The following is a 16,789-nucleotide window of genomic DNA, read 5'->3' as shown; positions in this document are numbered from 1 at the left end:
GGTGTTCGGACAGGCGAACGTTCTGGCAGCGGGCCAGGCGGGATTCCCACCCACGGTGGAGGACTTCTACCTGCCCAGCATCCTGCCCTGGGGTGTTGAGAACTCGTACTGGTTCACCAAGATCACGGCGATGGTCTGGATCGCCGTCGGCGTTCTGATCATCTTCTTCCTGGCGAGCTACCGGAACCCGCAGCTGGTGCCGACCAAGAAGCAGTGGTTCGCCGAGTCGATCTACGGCTTCGTGCGGAACAACATCGCCGTCGACATGATCGGCCACGCGGGTGTGCGGTTCGCCCCTTACTTCACGACGCTGTTCTGCTTCGTGCTGCTGACGAACGCGTTCGCGATCATCCCGTTCTTCCAGATCTCGCCGAACTCGCACATCGCCTTCCCGGCGATCCTCGCGATCATCAGCTACGTGCTGTTCAACTACATCGGCATCAAGCAGCACGGCTTCGTCAAGTACTTCAGGAACTCGCTGATCCCGCCGGCGCCCTGGTACATCCTGCCGCTGCTGATCCCGATCGAGCTCTTCTCGACCTTCATCGTCCGGCCGTTCTCGCTCGCGGTGCGTCTCTTCGCGAACATGTTCGCCGGTCACATGCTCCTGCTGGTCTTCACGCTCGGCGGCTTCGCGATGCTGAGCGCCAACGCCTGGCTGGCCCCGGTCTCGGTGCTCTCCTGGGTGATGACCATCGCGCTCACCTTCCTCGAGTTCCTGGTGATCTGCCTGCAGGCATACGTCTTCACCGTCCTCACCGCCAGCTACGTGCAGGGCGCGCTCGCCGAAGAGCACTGATCCACCGCACCAACCGTTGTCGTCCCGCGTGAGAGTCACGCGTGATAACCAGGAGGAACCACACCAATGGACGCTAGCGTTCTCGCCGCGGTAGAGGGCAGCACCGCCGCCATCGGCTACGGCCTCGCGGCCATCGGCCCGGGCATCGGCGTCGGCCTGGTCTTCGCCGCCTACATCCAGTCGACCGCCCGCCAGCCGGAGTCGTCGCGGATGACCCTGCCGTACGTCTGGATCGGCTTCGCCGTCATCGAGGCGCTGGCGCTGCTGGGCATCGCCTTCGGCTTCATCTGGGCCGGCTGATCCCGCCCTTAGACCGGGAGGTAACCATGTACTTCCTCGCCGCTGAGGGTGGTGAGTCGACCCACAACCCGATCATCCCGCTCTGGCAGGAGATCGTGGTCGGTTCGGTCGCCTTCGCCGTGCTCTGCTTCGTGCTGATGAAGTTCGTCTTCCCCCGCATGGAGCAGACGTTCCAGGCTCGGGTCGACGCGATCGAGGGCGGCATCAAGCGCGCCGAGGCCGCTCAGGCCGAGGCGAACCAGCTGCTCGAGCAGTACCGTGCCCAGCTCGCCGAGGCCCGCACCGACGCCGCGAAGATCCGCGACGACGCCCGGGCCGACGCCGAGGGGATCCGGCAGGACGTCCTCGCCAAGGCGCGGGAGGAGTCCGACCGGATCATTGCGGCCGGCAAGGACCAGCTCGCCGCCGAGCGGGCCACCATCGTGCGCGAGCTGCGCACGGAGGTCGGCACCATCGCGGTGGACCTGGCCAGCAAGATCGTCGGTGAGTCGCTGGCCGACGAGGCGCGGCGCAAGGGCACCGTCGACCGGTTCCTGAGCGGTCTCGAGAGCACGGGGGCCCGCTGATGCAGGCCGCCAGCCGGGAGTCGTACAAGATCGCGGCCGAGCGCCTCGACGCGTACGTCCGCGGCACCGACCCGGCCACGGTGGCCCACGCCGCGAACGACCTGCTCGCGGTCGCCGGGTTGCTGCGGCGCGAGCCGCGGCTGCGTCGGGCGCTCTCGGATCCGGCCCGGTCCGGCACGGACCGCGCCGAACTGCTCAGCGGAATGCTGCGCGGCAAGATCGGCGACGGGGCGCTCGACCTGGTCGCCGCACTGGTCTCCGGTCGTTGGTCGACGCCGACGGAGCTGCTCGACGGTGTCGAGCGGCTCGGCGTCGAGGCCGCGCTGGCCAGCGTCGACGCGGCCGGTGACCTGGGCGAGGTCGAGGACGAGCTGTTCCGCTTCGGGCAGGTCGTCGCCGGCCAGCCCGAGCTCTCCGCGGTGCTCTCCAACTCGTCGGCCCCGGTGGACCAGCGGGGGGTCCTGGTCGGCGAGCTGCTGGCCGGCAAGGCCCGCCTGGCCACCGTCCGCCTCATCGAGGTGGCGCTGGCCGGCTTCGGCGGGCGCTCCTTCGCCGGATCGCTCACCCGGCTGGTGGAGCTCGCCGCCGAACGGCGGGACCGCCAGGTGGCGTACGTCACCGTGGCAGCCCCGTTGAGTGACGAGGAGGAGCACCGGCTGGGCGCGAGTCTCGCCGGGATATACGGTCGAGAGGTCTCCGTCAAGCAGACGGTCGACCCTCACGTCCTGGGTGGCGTGAGCGTACGGGTCGGCTCCGACCTGTACGACGGCACCATCCTGCGCCGCCTCAACGAGACCCGCAACGCGCTCGCGAAGCGCTGACCGGCTCCGCCGCCCGCGTTGCGGCGACTCCGCCGCGAAGCGCCCGGAATGACAGACGCCATTCGGACCGGTCGGTACTAGGTATCCCGGGCCCCTGAATTTTAAGGAAGCAGAGGATGGCCGAGCTGACCATCTCGACGGAGGAGATCCGCGGCGCCCTGGAGCGCTACGTCTCCTCCTACTCGACCGACGTCTCCCGCGAGGAGGTCGGCACCGTCGCCGACACCGGTGACGGCATCGCCCACGTCGAGGGCCTGCCCTCGACCAAGACCAACGAGCTGCTGGAGTTCGAGGACGGCACGCTCGGCGTGGCGCTGAACCTCGACGTCCGGGAGATCGGTGTCGTCGTTCTCGGTGACTCCGCCAAGTTGGAGGAGGGGCAGCGCGTCAAGCGCACCGACCGGGTGCTCTCCGTGCCCGTCGGCGACGCCTTCCTCGGCCGCGTGGTCAACGCGCTCGGCCAGCCGATCGACGGCCTCGGCGACATCGCCGACGAGGGCTACCGCGAGCTGGAGCTGCAGGCTCCGAACGTGATGTCCCGGCAGTCGGTGTTCGAGCCGCTGCAGACCGGCATCAAGGCGATCGACGCGATGACGCCGATCGGTCGGGGCCAGCGGCAGCTGATCATCGGTGACCGGAAGACCGGTAAGACCACGGTCGCTCTGGACGCCATCCTCAACCAGCGGGACAACTGGCGCACCGGCGACCCGAAGAAGCAGGTTCGCTGCATCTACGTCGCCATCGGCCAGAAGGCCTCCACCATCGCCTCGATCAAGGGGCAGCTGGAGGAGGCGGGCGCGATGGAGTACACCACCATCGTGGCCTCCCCGGCGTCCGACCCGGCCGGCTTCAAGTACATCGCCCCGTACACCGGCTCGTCCATCGGACAGCACTGGATGTACGGCGGCAAGCACGTCCTGATCGTCTTCGACGACCTGAGCAAGCAGGCCGAGGCGTACCGGGCCGTGTCGCTGCTGCTGCGTCGCCCGCCGGGCCGTGAGGCGTACCCGGGTGACGTCTTCTACCTGCACTCGCGTCTGCTGGAGCGCTGCGCGAAGCTCTCCGACGAGCTGGGTGGCGGCTCGATGACCGGTCTGCCGATCATCGAGACGAAGGCCAACGACATCTCGGCCTTCATCCCGACCAACGTCATCTCGATCACCGACGGCCAGATCTTCCTGGAGACCGACCTGTTCAACCAGGGCGTCCGTCCGGCGATCAACGTCGGCACCTCGGTCTCCCGGGTCGGTGGCGCCGCGCAGGTGAAGCCGATGCGCAAGGTTGCCGGTTCGCTGCGCCTCAACCTGGCCCAGTACCGCGAGCTGGAGGCGTTCGCCGCCTTCGCCTCCGACCTGGACAAGGCCTCCCGGGCCCAGCTGGACCGCGGTGTACGGCTGGTCGAGCTGCTCAAGCAGCCGAACTACTCGCCGTACCCGGTGCAGGAAGAGGTCGTCTCGGTCTGGGCCGGCACCGAGGGCAAGCTGGACGACATCCCGGTGGGTGAGGTCCGGCGCTTCGAGTCGGAGTTCCTCCAGTACCTGCGGCACAAGCACGCGGGTGTGCTGGCCGGCATCGCCGACAACCAGTGGAGCGACGACATCGTCGGCTCCCTGGACAACGCGATCAGCGAGTTCAAGCAGGTCTTCCTCGGTAAGGCGGACGAGCGTCAGGTCAACGACGCGCCGGCCGCGCCGCTGGAGGGCGAGGAGAACCGCGAGACGGTGACCCGCTTCCGCGACGGCGCGACCGACCGCCCGGCCGAGAGCTGATCCCATGGCGGCCCAGGTACGCGTTCTTCGTCAACGAATCCGCTCGGCGAAGTCGATGAAGAAGATCACCAAGGCGATGGAGCTCGTGGCGACGAGCCGGATCGCCAAGGCCCAGGCCCGGGTGCAGGCGTCCCTGCCGTACGCCCAGGCCATCACCGGCGTGCTCACGGCGCTGGCGTCCAACGCGCGGATCGACCACCCGCTGCTCACCCCGCGCGAGCGGGTGCGGCGGGCGGGCGTCCTGCTGGTCACCAGCGACCGTGGCCTGGCCGGCGGCTACAGCGCCAACGCGATCAAGATGGCGGAGTCGCTGATCGCGCGGCTCAAGGCGGACGGCAAGGAGCCGGTGCTCTACGTCATCGGGCGTAAGGGCGTCGGGTTCTACCGGTTCCGCAACCGGCCGATCGAGGCCAACTGGACGGGCTTCAGCGAGCAGCCGTCGTTCGAGGACGCCCGCACGGTGGGTGAGACGCTGATCAAGGCGTTCACCGCCGGTGCGGACGACGTCGACGGTGGTGCCGGTGCCGACGGGGTGCTCGGCGTCGACGAGTTGCACATCGTCTACACCGAGTTCCACTCGCTGATGACGCAGAACCCGGTCACCAAGATCGTTGGGCCGATGCAGGTGGAGGACCGGCCGCGCTCCGAGGGGCTGCTGCCGGCGTACGAGTTCGAGCCGGAGGCGGAGGCGCTGCTCGACGCGCTCCTGCCGAGGTACATCAACACGCGGATCTACGCGGCGTTGATCGAGTCGGCGGCGAGTGAGTCGGCGGCACGGCGGCGGGCGATGAAGAGCGCCACCGACAACGCCGAGGAAATGATCGAGAAGTACACGCGTGAGATGAACTCGGCTCGCCAGGCCGGGATCACCCAGGAGATCAGCGAGATCGTCGGCGGCGCCAACGCGCTGGCCGCGTCGGGAAGTGAAGTGTGATGACTGCACCAGTAGAGACCAAAACGGCCACGGGTCGCGTGGTCCGGGTCATCGGCCCGGTCGTCGACGCCGAGTTCCCGCGCGACGCCATGCCGGCCCTGTTCAACGCCCTGAACGTTGACGTGAACCTGTCCGGCGGTGAGAAGACGCTGACCCTGGAGGTCGCCCAGCACCTGGGTGACAACCTGGTCCGTGCCATCTCGATGCAGCCGACGGACGGCCTGGTCCGCGGCGCGGAGGTGCGTGACCGCGGCAAGCCGATCACCGTGCCGGTGGGCGACGCGGTCAAGGGCCACGTGTTCAACGCGATCGGCGAGGTGCTCAACCTCACCGAGGGCGAGACCCTGACCCCGGACGACCACTGGGGTATCCACCGCAAGGCCCCGGCCTTCGCGGACCTGGAGCCGAAGACCGAGATGCTGGAGACCGGCATCAAGGTCATCGACCTGCTCGCCCCGTACGTCAAGGGCGGCAAGATCGGCCTGTTCGGTGGCGCGGGTGTGGGCAAGACGGTGCTCATCCAGGAGATGATCACCCGTGTGGCCCGCAACTTCGGTGGTACCTCCGTCTTCGCCGGCGTGGGTGAGCGCACCCGTGAGGGCAACGACCTCATCGCCGAGATGACCGAGTCCGGCGTCATCGACAAGACCGCGCTGGTCTACGGCCAGATGGACGAGCCGCCGGGCACCCGGCTGCGGGTGGCGCTCTCCGCGCTGACCATGGCCGAGTACTTCCGCGACGTGAAGAAGCAGGAGGTGCTGCTCTTCATCGACAACATCTTCCGCTTCACCCAGGCCGGTTCGGAGGTCTCCACCCTGCTCGGCCGGATGCCGAGCGCGGTGGGTTACCAGCCGACCCTGGCCGACGAGATGGGCGAGCTCCAGGAGCGGATCACCTCCGTCCGGGGCCAGGCCATCACCTCCATGCAGGCGATCTACGTGCCGGCGGACGACTACACCGACCCCGCCCCGGCCACCACGTTCGCCCACCTGGACGCGACCACCAACCTGGAGCGGTCGATCTCCGACAAGGGCATCTACCCGGCCGTGGACCCGCTGGCGTCCTCGTCCCGGATCCTCGCCCCGGAGTTCGTCGGCGCCGAGCACTTCCAGGTCGCCACCGAGGTGAAGCGGATCCTGCAGCGCTACAAGGACCTGCAGGACATCATCGCCATCCTCGGCATCGAGGAGCTCTCCGAGGAAGACAAGATCACCGTGGCCCGGGCCCGGCGGATCGAGCGCTTCCTGTCGCAGAACACCTACGCGGCGGAGCAGTTCACCGGCGTGCCGGGCTCGACGGTCCCGATCAAGGAGACCATCGAGGCGTTCCGCAAGATCAGCGAGGGCGAGTACGACCACTTCCCCGAGCAGGCGTTCTTCATGTGCGGCGGTCTCGAGGACCTGGAGCGTAAGGCTGAGGAGCTGATGAAGGGCTGACAGCCCACTCAGATCCGCAACCAAAAGACTGCCCCGGCAATGCCGGGGCAGTCTTTTGTTCACCTTCGAGTCCTATCATCGCCGCGGTCCGTTACTCGCGGTCGTCGGTTCCCCACCACCCGAGCTACGGTCGTTTCGCGCGCTCACGTGAACGAGCGTTGACATTGGCAACCTTTCGGCTGCGTGCGCCCGTCTCCTCTTCGTGGGCGTAACGAACGGAGATGCTCGTGGGTCAGGCCGGCAAGAGTGGCCGTAAGGCGTCCATCTGGCGTGGTGTGCCGCGCTGGGCCAGGGTCTGCACGGTGTTCGGCACCGTGCTGACCATGCTCAGCGGGGCCGTGCTGGTCGGCACCGAGGTGCTGATGGCCCGCTACGAGGGCGCGGTCGGCAAGGCCGACCTGTTCGGCGACCAGGCGGCCGGGGCGCAGGCGAAGAAGACCGACATCAAGGGCCCGCTCAACATCCTGCTGGTCGGCATCGACCCGCGTACGCCGACGGCGGCGCCACTGGCCGACTCGATCATGGTGCTGCACGTGCCGTCGTCGATGGACCGGGCCTATCTGTTCTCGCTGCCACGGGACCTCTACGTGCAGATCCCGCCGTTCAAGAAGGCCGACTTCGCCGGCGAGACCACGAAGATCAACGCCGCCATGTCGTTCGGCAGCCGGGTGCCGGGAGGAAACCCCGACGCCGCACGGGGCTTCGAGTTGCTGGCCACCACCGTGCAGAACGTGACCGGCATCAAGCGGTTCGACGCTGGCGCGATCATCAACTTCACCGGCTTCCAGAAGATCGTCGACGCCATGGGCGGCGTCGACATGTACGTCGAGCGGGAAGTGAAGTCCGAGCACAAGCAGCCGGACGGTAAGCCGCGGCCGGGCAACACGCGCGGCGAGGGCTACGTCGGCCCGCAGGCGGTCTACGAGAAGGGCAACCAACACCTCAGCGGGTGGCAGGCGCTGGACTACGTCCGGCAGCGCTACCCGAAGAACGGTGTCCCCGACGCCGACTACGGCCGGCAGCGTCACCAGCAGCAGTTCGTCAAGGCCATGGTCGGCCAGGCGTTCAGCGCCGACGTGGTGTCCAACCCGATCAAGCTGGACAAGGTGCTTCGTGCCGCCGGCCAGTCGCTGATCTTCAACGGTCGCGGCAACAGCGTGGTCGACTACGGCATCGCCCTCAAGAACATCCGGCCCAACACGATCCAAATGATCAAGCTCCCCGGTGGCGGTGTCTTCGACGGCAAGAAGTACAAGGGCGAGCAGTTCAAGCCAGGCGTGTCGGACTTCTTCACCGCCCTGCACAATGAACAACTGGACCCGTTCCTGCTGGAGCACCCGGAATTCCAGAACAAGACCAAGTAGTCGTGGCGCAGCTCTCCCCACCCGCCTTGGGGGCGGGTCAGCGTCAGGACTAGACTTTCGGCAATCCGCCGCCGCAGCAAGGAGACAGCGTGGCACAGCAGCTTCACGTCGAGCTCGTCGCCGTCGAGGAGAAGGTCTGGTCCGGTGACGCCGAAATGGTCGTCGCCCGGACGACCGAAGGTGAGCTCGGTGTCCTGCCGGGGCACGCGCCGCTGCTCGGCCAGCTCGCCGAGCCCGGCCAGGTCCGCATCAAGCTTGCCGGCGGTCAGCAGGTCTCCTACGACGTGGCCGGCGGCTTCCTCTCGGTGAGCGCCGACGGCGTCACCGTGCTGGCCGAGAGCGCGACCCCGGTCTCCTCGCAGAGCCACTGAGCCGTACCGGGGATGGAGATCGTCGAGGGAGTCGGGATCGGCGTCGCCGTCATCCTGGCTGCGCTCCTCATCCTCTTCGTCCGACGGGCACTGGTCACCCGTAGCGGTGGCATCATCCGGCTCAGCGTCCGGGTCTCCACGATGCTCGACGGCCGCGGGTGGTCGCCAGGCTTCGGCCGGTTCGCCGGTGACGAGCTGCGCTGGTACCGGATGTTCAGCTTCGCGCTTCGTCCCAAGCGGGTGCTCTCCCGCAAAGGGCTCGCGGTGGAGCGCCGCCGGTTGCCCGAGGGGCAGGAACGCCTCTCCATGCCGGCCGACTGGGTGATTCTCCGCTGTACCAGTCACCACGCACCGGTGGAGATTGCCATGGCGCGGTCGACAGTGACCGGTTTCCTCTCCTGGCTCGAGGCCGCCCCTCCGGGGGCGGTCTCGCCGCGTATGGCCTCCCAGGACTGGCCTGCTGCCTGACCCGCCGTTCTTTGGTCGGCGTTGGGGTTTCCGGGGAGCCCGCCCGGCTCCGGGCGGTCAGGCTTGATCCCTCCGCCGGGCGGGCTCCCCGGAAACCCTGCCGGGGCGCTGTGCGTCGTTCAGGCGCGGTTTCCTTCAACTGCCGTTACCGGTCTGGGGTGGTGACCAGTTCTGCCTCGTAGCCCTGGTTGTCGGTGAGGTAGGCGGCGTAGGTGTCGGGGCCGCCGGCGTGGGGGTGGCGGTCCGGGAAGAGCAGCGTCCAGCCGTACGCCGGGGCCGCCGCCACGAGCCGGTCCACGGCGGCCGGCGGGCCGGCGTGGAACGCCAGGTGGTTCAGCCCCGGAGCCAGCCGGTCGTGCCGGGGCCCGGAGAGCGCGGGCGACTGCTCCAGCACGATGTAGGTGGGGCCGAGGCGCCAGGAGCGGCCGGCCGGCCAGTCCTGGTGAAGCGTCCAGCCCAGCTCGCCCAGGAGCCAGCCCCAGCTACGCGTGGCCGCCGCGAGATCGGGAACCCAGACCTCGACGTGGTGCAGTGCGCCGACGTTCAGCGCTTCCCGCCCGGCACCCATAGCACATCTCCCGCCGGATTTGCCGTTCTTGACAGGATAAAGAGCAGATCGGAGAGCCGGTTGAGATACTTTGCCGGGAGCGGGCTGGTCCGTTCCGGATCGTGGCTGACCAGCGCCCACGCTGCCCGTTCGGCACGCCGGGCGATGGTCCGTGCCACGTGCAGCAGCGCCGCGCCCGTGGTGCCGCCGGGGAGGATGAAGGAGTCGAGCTTGCTCAGGCGTGCGTTGTACTCGTCGCACCAGCCCTCAAGGCGCTCGACGTACTCCTCGGTCACCCGCAGCGGCGGATACTTCGGCTCCGGCTCGACCGGCGTGGACAGGTCCGCGCCGACGTCGAACAGATCGTTCTGGATCGACGCCAGCGCGCCCCGCAGTTCCTCGTCGAGCTGGCCCAGGGCGATCGCGACGCCGATCGCCGCATTGCACTCGTCGGCATCCGCGTACGCGGCGATCCGTGGATCGGTCTTCGGCACCTGCTCGTTGTTGCTCAGCCTGGTCATGCCGGCGTCGCCGGCCTTGGTGTAGATGCGCGTGAGGTGGACGGCCATGACGCACAGCCTACGGATACCGGACCTGACGATCCCGGCACGGCCGGACACCACCGCCGGCTGGCCGGCGGTGGGTCCCGGGGACGCGGGCGATCCGGCGGTCAACGATGTCGACGTCATCCGGGTACGCGGTGACGCCCGGCTGGCCGGCACCGTGCACGTGGTCGGTGCCAAGAACTCGGCGTTGAAGTTGATGGCCGCCGCGCTGCTCGCACCGGGCCGCAGCGTGATCACCAACGTCCCGCGGATCACCGACATCGCGATCATGGGGGAGGTGCTGCGTCGGCTGGGCTGCGACGTGCGGTTCGACGCGGACGACCCGGTCGACCCGATGGTCGCGCGGGGCGGGGTCGCCCGGTCCCGCTCGGTGACCATCGACGTACCCGAACAGCCCGGCGCGGACGCGGACTACGACCTGGTCCGCCGGCTGCGCGCGTCGATCTGCGTGCTCGGCCCCCTGCTGGCCCGCCGGGGGTACGTGCGGGTGGCGCACCCGGGCGGCGACGCCATCGGCTCACGCGGGCTGGACATGCACGTCTCCGGGCTGACCCGGATGGGCGCGGACATCTCCGGTGAACACGGCTTCGTCATCGCCACCGCGCCGCACGGGCTGCGCGGCGCGGACATCATGCTCGACTTCCCCAGCGTCGGCGCGACCGAGAACCTGGTGATGGCGGCCGTGCTGGCACAGGGCACCACGACGATCGACAACGCCGCTCGGGAGCCGGAGATCGTCGACATCTGCACCATGCTCAACCAGATGGGCGCGCGGATCACCGGCGCCGGAACGTCCACCCTGCGGATCACCGGCGTACCGGGGCTGCGCCCGGTGCGGCACGCCACGGTGGGGGACCGGATCGTCGCCGGCACCTGGGCGTTCGGCGCGGCCATGACCCGGGGCGACGTGACGGTGACCGGGCTCGACCCGGCCTTCCTGGAGGTCGCGCTGGACAAGGTGGTGGCGGCCGGAGGGCTGGTGGAGACCCGGGGCGACGGCTTCCGGGTGCGGATGGACGACCGGCCGCGGGCGGTCGACGTGGTGACGTTGCCGTACCCCGGCTTCGCCACCGACCTGCTGCCGATGGCGATCGGCCTCGCCGCGGTCAGCGACGGCGCCTCGTTGATCACCGAGAACATCTTCGACGGCCGGTTCATGTTCGCCAACGAGATGATGCGCCTCGGCGCGGACATCAAGACCGACGGGCACCACGCGGTCGTCCGGGGCCGCAGCCGACTCTCCGGGGCGCCGGTGCGGGCCACCGACATCCGGGCCGGGGCCGGGCTGATCATCGCCGGGCTCTGCGCGGACGGGGTCACCGAGGTCTCCCACGTGCACCACGTCGACCGGGGCTACCCGGACTTCGTGGCCGACCTGCGCGCGCTCGGGGTCGCCGTCGAGCGCGGCACGACGCCGGAGGAGCCGGCGCTGGAGATCTGACGGCACTCCCTTAGCCGTCGTTCAGGCCCGCCGACTAGGGTGCAGTCAGGCACTCAAGCAGGCGAGGGAGAAGCAGATGGCGGGTCGACTCGCGGTCGTCGGGGCCGGGCTCATGGGCTCCGGCATCGCCCAGGTGGCGGCGCAGGCGGGCTGGCAGGTGACGCTGCGCGACCTGGACGACGCGGCCACCACGCGCGGCCTCGGCGGCATCCGGAAGTCGCTGGAGAAGTTCGCCGAGAAGGGCAAGATCGAGGCGTCGGACGTCGAGGCGACGCTCGCCCGGATCACGCCCACCACCGACCTGGAGGCGGCGGCGGACGCGGACATCGTGGTCGAGGCGGTCTTCGAACGCCTCGAGATCAAGCACGAGGTGTTCCGCGCCCTGGACAAGATCTGCAAGTCCGACGCGGTGCTCGCCACCAACACGTCGGCCATCCCGGTCACCCAAATCGCCGCGGTCACCGAGCGGCCCGAGGCGGTCGTCGGCACCCACTTCTTCTCCCCGGTGCCGATGATGCAGCTCTGCGAGCTGGTCCGCGGCTACAAGACCAGTGATGCCACGCTGGCCACCGTACGGGCCTTCGCCGAGGAGATCGGCAAGACGGTGGTGGTGGTCAACCGGGACATCGCCGGCTTCGTCACCACCCGGCTGATCTCCGCCCTGGTGGTGGAGGCGGTCAAGCTGGTCGAGTCCGGCGTGGTGTCGGCGGAGGACCTGGACACCGCCTGCCGGCTGGGCTTCGGGCACGCGATGGGCCCGCTGGCAACCACCGACCTGACCGGCGTCGACGTGCTGCTGCACGCCTCGAAGAACATCTACACCGACACCGCGGACGAGAAGTTCTTCCCGCCGGAGCTGCTCCAGCGGATGGTCACCGCCGGCGACCTGGGCCGCAAGACCGGTAAGGGCTTCTACACGTACTGAGCCCCGGCAACGGAGAAGGGGGCGGGCGCCGTGCGCCCGCCCCCCTTCTCAACCGCTCAGCCGTCGCGCTTGGTGGTCCAGCGGAAGGTGGTCAGGCAGAGCACCAGGCCGAGCACGCACCACACGGCCAGCACCAGCGCAACGCGGCCCAGCTCGAACGAGCCGCCCGGCTCCTGCGCGCCGAAGCTCTCCGGCAGGAAGACCGCCCGCAGCCCCTGGCACATCCACTTGAGCGGGAACAGCGCCGCCACCTGCTGCATCCAGGTGGGCAGGTCGGTGAAGACGAAGAACACCCCGGAGATGAACTGGAGCACCAGGGCGACCGGGGTGACCACCGCAGAGCCGCTGCGCGCGGTGCGGGCCAGCGACGAGATGGCGATGCCGCAGAGAGTGCAGGCGGTCACGCCGAGCACGGCGACCCAGCCGAAGGTGAACCACTTCCCGGCGGTGCCCGGCAGGTCGAGGTCGAACAGCGCCACCGCGACCGCCAGCAGCAGCACGGTCTCGGCGATGCCGATCGCCACCACCATGATCACCTTGCCGGCGAACCAGACCCACTTCGGCATCGGCGTGCCCCGGTAGCGCTTGAGCACACCCCGGTCCCGCTCGATCGGGATCCAGATGCCGAGGTTCTGAAAGCTGACCGTCATCAGGCCGGTCGCGATCATCCCGGTGATGAAGTACTGGGTGAACTTGACCCCACCGCCGATCGTGCCGCCGAAGATCGACGCGAAGATCAGGATCATGATGATGGGGAAGCCCATCGTGAAGACCACGGACTCCCGGCTGCGCAGGAACTGGGTGATCTCCAGCCGGCCCTGCCGCAGGGCGAGCGCGCCGGCGCCCGGCCGCCGGCCCCGGGTCGCGGTGACCGGCGTCGCCGGCTTCGTCGTGGTCGTCATCGCGCGTGTCCGATCATCGTGAGGTAGACGTCCTCCAGGGTCGGCCGGGTCACGGTGAGCCCGGGGACCTCGCCGCCGTAGCGCGCGGCCAACTCGGCCACCAGGGCCGTCGGCGTCGCGCTCTGCGCGCTCTCCGGCGTCCCGTCCGGGGTACGCCAGGAGACCGTCGCGAGGGCCTCCTGCCGGTTGCCCAGCCGGTTCGGCGCGGCCACCTCGACCAACCGGCCGCCGGCGATCACGCCGACCCGGTCGGCGAGCGACTCCGCCTCGTCCAGGTAGTGCGTGGTCAGCACGATGGTGGTGCCGGCCGCGGCGAGGTCGCGGATCAGCTCCCAGAACTCGCGACGGGCCTCCGGGTCGAAGCCGGTGGTCGGTTCGTCGAGGAAGAGCAGCTCGGGGCGGCCGATGATGCCCAGCGCCACGTCGAGGCGGCGCTTCTGCCCGCCCGAGAGGGTGTGGGTGCGGGCCTTCGCCTTGCCGGCCAGCCCGACCCGCTCGATCACCTTGTCCGGGTCGTCGGCGTCCGGGTAGAAGCCGGAGAAGTGGCGGATCACCTCGGCCACGGTCAGCTCGTCGAACTCGCCGGTGCCCTGGAGCACGATGCCGACCCGCGACCGCCAGCCGGCATCTGGGTGGGCCGGATCCGCGCCGAGCACGGTGACCTCGCCGGCATCCCGCCGTCGGTAGCCCTCCAGGATCTCCACGGTGGTGGTCTTGCCGGCGCCGTTCGGGCCGAGCAGCGCGAACACCTCGCCGCGGCGGACGTCGAGGTCCACACCCGCCACGGCCACGTTGTCGCCGTACGCCTTGCGCAGCCCCCGGACGGAGATGGCCAGCTCGTCATCCATGGCGTCCAGTGTGCGTCCTGGCTGGGGCGACGTGGTGCCCGGGGTGTGGTGGTCCGGACCACTGCGGGAGCTTCGGACCCGGACGTCCGCGACATGGACCTGTGTGGTTTTCCACAACCCGTTTTACTGAACGGTAACTTAGACTCCGGCCATGGATGAGAAGGCATTCCCGGGGCGGTTGCCCGAGCGGGACCGCCCGTGGGTGATGCGCACCTACGCCGGCCACTCGTCGGCCGCGGCGACCAACGCCCTCTTCCGCCGCAACCTGGCGAAGGGGCAGACCGGTCTCTCGGTCGCCTTCGACCTGCCGACCCAGACCGGGTACGACCCCGACCACGAGCTGGCCGCCGGTGAGGTCGGCCGGGTGGGCGTGCCGGTGGCCCACCTCGGCGACATGCGGGCGCTGTTCGACGGCATCCCCTTGGCCGAGATGAACACCTCGATGACCATCAACGCCCCGGCGATGTGGCTGCTCGCCCTGTACGGCACCGTGGGGCTGGAGCAGAACGCGGAGCTGGCCTGCTGCGCCGGCACCACCCAGAACGACATCATCAAGGAGTACCTGTCCCGGGGGACGTACATCTTCCCGCCGGCGGCGTCGCTGCGGCTCACCGCCGACGTGGTGGCCTACACGCTGAGTGAGATGCCGCGGTGGAACCCGGTCAACATCTGCTCGTACCACCTCCAGGAGGCCGGTGCCACGCCGGTGCAGGAGGTCGGCTTCGCGCTGGCCACGGCGGTCGCCGTGCTCGACGCGGTCCGTGACTCGGGCCAGGTGCCCGCCGAGCGGATGGGTGACGTGGTGCAGCGGATCTCGTTCTTCGTCAACGCCGGGGTGCGGTTCGTGGAGGAGATCGCCAAGATGCGCGCGTTCGGCGTGCTCTGGGACGAGATCACCCGCGACCGGTACGGGGTCACCGAGGCCCGGCAGCGGCGGTTCCGCTACGGCGTACAGGTCAACTCGCTCGGCCTGACCGAAGCGCAGCCGGAGAACAACATCCAGCGCATCGTGCTGGAGATGCTCGGCGTCACGATGTCCCGTGACGCCCGGGCCCGAGCGGTGCAGCTGCCCGCCTGGAACGAGGCGCTGGGCCTGCCCCGCCCCTGGGACCAGCAGTGGTCGCTGCGGATGCAGCAGGTCCTGGCGTACGAGTCGGACCTGCTCGAATACCCCGACCTCTTCGCCGGCTCGCACGTGATGACCGCGCTGGTCGACGAGATCGTCACCGGCGCCCGGGTCGAGCTGGACAAGGTGCTGGAGCTGGGCGGCGTGGTGGCCGCCGTGGAGACCGGCTACCTCAAGAGCGCGCTGGTCGCCTCGCTGGCCGAGCGCCGCCGCCGGATGGAGTCCGGCGCCGACGTGGTGGTCGGCGTCAATCGCTTCACCGAGACCGAGTCGTCCCCGCTGACCGCCGCCGGAGCGGAGGCGGTCGAGCAGGTCGATCCGGCGGTCGAGGCAGCCGCCGCGGACGGCGTACGCCGGTGGCGGGCCGACCGGGACGCCGCCGCCGTCGACGCGGCGCTGGCCCGGCTCCGCGCGGACGCCGCGACCACCACGAACCTGATGCCGGCCACCCTGGAGTGCGTGCGGGCCGGTGTGACCACCGGCGAGTGGGCCGGCGCGCTGCGCCAGGTCTTCGGCGAGTACCGGGCGCCCACCGGGTTGGCCGGCGGCACCGGCACCGGCGGCGACCCGGGCCTCGCGGCCGTCCGCGAGCGGGTCACCGCCACCGCCCGCGAGCTGGGCAGCGGCCGGCTGCGGCTGCTGGTCGGCAAACCCGGCCTGGACGGGCACTCCAACGGCGCCGAGCAGATCGCGGTACGCGCCCGCGACGCCGGCTTCGAGGTCGTCTACCAGGGCATCCGGCTGACCGCCGGGCAGATTGTCGCCGCCGCCGTCGAGGAGGACGTCGACCTAGTGGGGCTCTCGGTGCTGTCCGGCTCGCACCTCGCCGCCGTGCCGGCCGTACTCGACGGGCTGCGCGCAGCCGGCCGGGCCGACCTTCCGGTGGTCGTGGGCGGCATCATCCCCACCGCGGACGCCGACACGTTGCGGGCGGCCGGGGTGGCCCGGGTCTTCACCCCGAAGGACTTCGCCCTCACCAGCATCATCGACGACCTGGTGACGGTCATCCGCCGCGCCAACGATCTGCCCTGATCTGCCCTGACGGGACGGTCGTGGCAGGTCAGCGGCCGTCGTAGGTCATGCAGTCGGCCATGTCGTTGTCCGGGCCGACCCTGATCGACGAAGCATGGCACTCGAGCTGCTCGTTGTGCCGGCAGTCGGACCGTTGGCACGCGCCCACCTGCGCGATCAGGCTCTCCACACCGCCGCGCACCGGCGACTCGACGAAGGTATGGCAGTGCGCGTGATCCATGCTGCCGATCGTGATCGCAAAGGCGTGGCAGTCGCCGGCGTCGTTGTACGCGCAAGCTACGACCACGCACTCCTGGACTCGGGGCATCTCCATCGCTGCGGTCATGCCGACCTCCTCTAGGCTTTTCCTGATCGTAGGCTTTTGCCGGCTTCGTGATGTCGTTCTGCTGCTGTTGGCGATGCCCGGGTGTTCGGGGTTTGTCGCGCTGCTTTGTCGCGCTGCTTTTGTCGCGCTGCGTCGTGGGTGGGGTGGGGCCCGCCGTGCCCGCCCGATCCCCGGGCCCGCGCGGTCACCGGCCCTCGATTGCCGCCGCCCGGTTGCCGCCTTCCCGATCGCCGGCCCGGCGATCCTGGC

General features: G+C 69.6%; 18 protein-coding genes. 13 read left to right on the top strand and 5 right to left on the bottom strand.

The window, feature by feature from the left end:
• The first annotated feature begins 1 nt into the window (after position 1).
• The 10 genes from atpB (at position 2) to EAD98_RS11780 (ending at position 8,828) form a co-directional block, all read left to right on the top strand.
• On the top strand, positions 2-799 hold the full coding sequence (gene atpB, locus EAD98_RS11825; RefSeq protein WP_121654098.1) for a F0F1 ATP synthase subunit A: 798 nt from the start codon (positions 2-4) through the stop codon (positions 797-799).
• Positions 800-865: 66 nt separating this feature from the next.
• Positions 866-1,099: an ATP synthase F0 subunit C gene (locus EAD98_RS11820; RefSeq protein WP_030488047.1), complete on the top strand. Its 234-nt coding sequence runs from the start codon at positions 866-868 to the stop codon at positions 1,097-1,099.
• A 26-nt stretch (positions 1,100-1,125) separates the two neighbouring features.
• The gene (locus EAD98_RS11815; protein WP_121654097.1) at positions 1,126-1,665 is read left to right on the top strand and encodes a F0F1 ATP synthase subunit B; all 540 of its coding nucleotides are present in this window, start codon (positions 1,126-1,128) and stop codon (positions 1,663-1,665) included.
• Positions 1,665-2,486, top strand: a complete 822-nt coding sequence (locus EAD98_RS11810; RefSeq protein ID WP_121654096.1) for a F0F1 ATP synthase subunit delta — start codon at positions 1,665-1,667, stop codon at positions 2,484-2,486. Before EAD98_RS11815 ends, EAD98_RS11810 begins: the two co-directional genes overlap by 1 nt.
• Positions 2,487-2,602: 116 nt before the next feature.
• On the top strand, positions 2,603-4,255 hold the full coding sequence (gene atpA / locus EAD98_RS11805; RefSeq protein ID WP_121654095.1) for a F0F1 ATP synthase subunit alpha: 1,653 nt from the start codon (positions 2,603-2,605) through the stop codon (positions 4,253-4,255).
• Between the two features lie 4 nt (positions 4,256-4,259).
• Entirely contained in the window at positions 4,260-5,189 is a 930-nt protein-coding gene (locus EAD98_RS11800; protein WP_121654094.1) for a F0F1 ATP synthase subunit gamma, read from the top strand.
• Entirely contained in the window at positions 5,189-6,625 is a 1,437-nt protein-coding gene (gene atpD, locus EAD98_RS11795) for a F0F1 ATP synthase subunit beta (RefSeq protein ID WP_121654093.1), read from the top strand. Before EAD98_RS11800 ends, atpD begins: the two co-directional genes overlap by 1 nt.
• A 221-nt stretch (positions 6,626-6,846) precedes the next feature.
• Positions 6,847-7,989: an LCP family protein gene (locus EAD98_RS11790; RefSeq protein ID WP_121654092.1), complete on the top strand. Its 1,143-nt coding sequence runs from the start codon at positions 6,847-6,849 to the stop codon at positions 7,987-7,989.
• An 89-nt stretch (positions 7,990-8,078) separates the two neighbouring features.
• Positions 8,079-8,360 carry a F0F1 ATP synthase subunit epsilon gene (locus EAD98_RS11785; RefSeq protein WP_121654091.1) on the top strand — a complete coding sequence of 94 codons (282 nt, stop codon included), beginning with the start codon at positions 8,079-8,081 and terminating at the stop codon, positions 8,358-8,360.
• A gap of 12 nt (positions 8,361-8,372) precedes the next feature.
• Positions 8,373-8,828, top strand: coding sequence for a DUF2550 domain-containing protein (locus tag EAD98_RS11780; RefSeq protein WP_121654090.1), 456 nt, complete (start codon positions 8,373-8,375; stop codon positions 8,826-8,828).
• 145 nt (positions 8,829-8,973) lie between these two features.
• Here the strand turns inward: EAD98_RS11780 and EAD98_RS11775 are convergent, their stop codons facing one another.
• Positions 8,974-9,396 carry a VOC family protein gene (locus EAD98_RS11775; protein ID WP_121654089.1) on the bottom strand — a complete coding sequence of 141 codons (423 nt, stop codon included), beginning with the start codon at positions 9,394-9,396 and terminating at the stop codon, positions 8,974-8,976.
• Positions 9,372-9,944, bottom strand: a complete 573-nt coding sequence (locus EAD98_RS11770) for a cob(I)yrinic acid a,c-diamide adenosyltransferase (protein ID WP_121654088.1) — start codon at positions 9,942-9,944, stop codon at positions 9,372-9,374. The genes EAD98_RS11775 and EAD98_RS11770 overlap by 25 nt, the downstream gene beginning before the upstream one ends.
• Here EAD98_RS11770 and murA point away from each other — a divergent pair.
• Both murA and EAD98_RS11760 read left to right on the top strand, forming a co-directional pair.
• Positions 9,943-11,382 (top strand): UDP-N-acetylglucosamine 1-carboxyvinyltransferase, encoded by a 1,440-nt coding sequence (gene murA / locus EAD98_RS11765; protein ID WP_121654087.1) that lies wholly within the window; start codon positions 9,943-9,945, stop codon positions 11,380-11,382. The two genes, EAD98_RS11770 and murA, sit on opposite strands and share 2 nt — an antisense overlap.
• Before the next feature lie 76 nt (positions 11,383-11,458).
• Entirely contained in the window at positions 11,459-12,307 is an 849-nt protein-coding gene (locus EAD98_RS11760; RefSeq protein WP_121654086.1) for a 3-hydroxyacyl-CoA dehydrogenase family protein, read from the top strand.
• Between the two features lie 56 nt (positions 12,308-12,363).
• On the opposite strand, the gene EAD98_RS11755 is transcribed toward EAD98_RS11760, so the two are convergent.
• Together EAD98_RS11755 and EAD98_RS11750 are read right to left on the bottom strand one after the other, a co-directional pair.
• A complete protein-coding gene (locus EAD98_RS11755; RefSeq protein ID WP_121654085.1) occupies positions 12,364-13,209 on the bottom strand; it encodes an ABC transporter permease in 846 nt (281 codons plus the stop codon).
• Positions 13,206-14,057: an ABC transporter ATP-binding protein gene (locus EAD98_RS11750; protein WP_121654084.1), complete on the bottom strand. Its 852-nt coding sequence runs from the start codon at positions 14,055-14,057 to the stop codon at positions 13,206-13,208. The genes EAD98_RS11755 and EAD98_RS11750 overlap by 4 nt, the downstream gene beginning before the upstream one ends.
• A gap of 151 nt (positions 14,058-14,208) precedes the next feature.
• On the opposite strand from EAD98_RS11750, the gene EAD98_RS11745 reads away from it, so the two are divergent.
• Entirely contained in the window at positions 14,209-16,215 is a 2,007-nt protein-coding gene (locus EAD98_RS11745; protein WP_121654083.1) for a protein meaA, read from the top strand.
• A gap of 28 nt (positions 16,216-16,243) precedes the next feature.
• Here the strand turns inward: EAD98_RS11745 and EAD98_RS11740 are convergent, their stop codons facing one another.
• Positions 16,244-16,540, bottom strand: a complete 297-nt coding sequence (locus EAD98_RS11740; RefSeq protein ID WP_074314020.1) for a DUF1540 domain-containing protein — start codon at positions 16,538-16,540, stop codon at positions 16,244-16,246.
• Positions 16,541-16,789: the final 249 nt, after the last annotated feature.

It is taken from the genome of Micromonospora sp. CV4, from assembly GCF_003667455.1.
GTDB lineage: Bacteria > Actinomycetota > Actinomycetes > Mycobacteriales > Micromonosporaceae > Micromonospora.
This window is presented reverse-complemented; position numbering and strand designations above follow the sequence as displayed.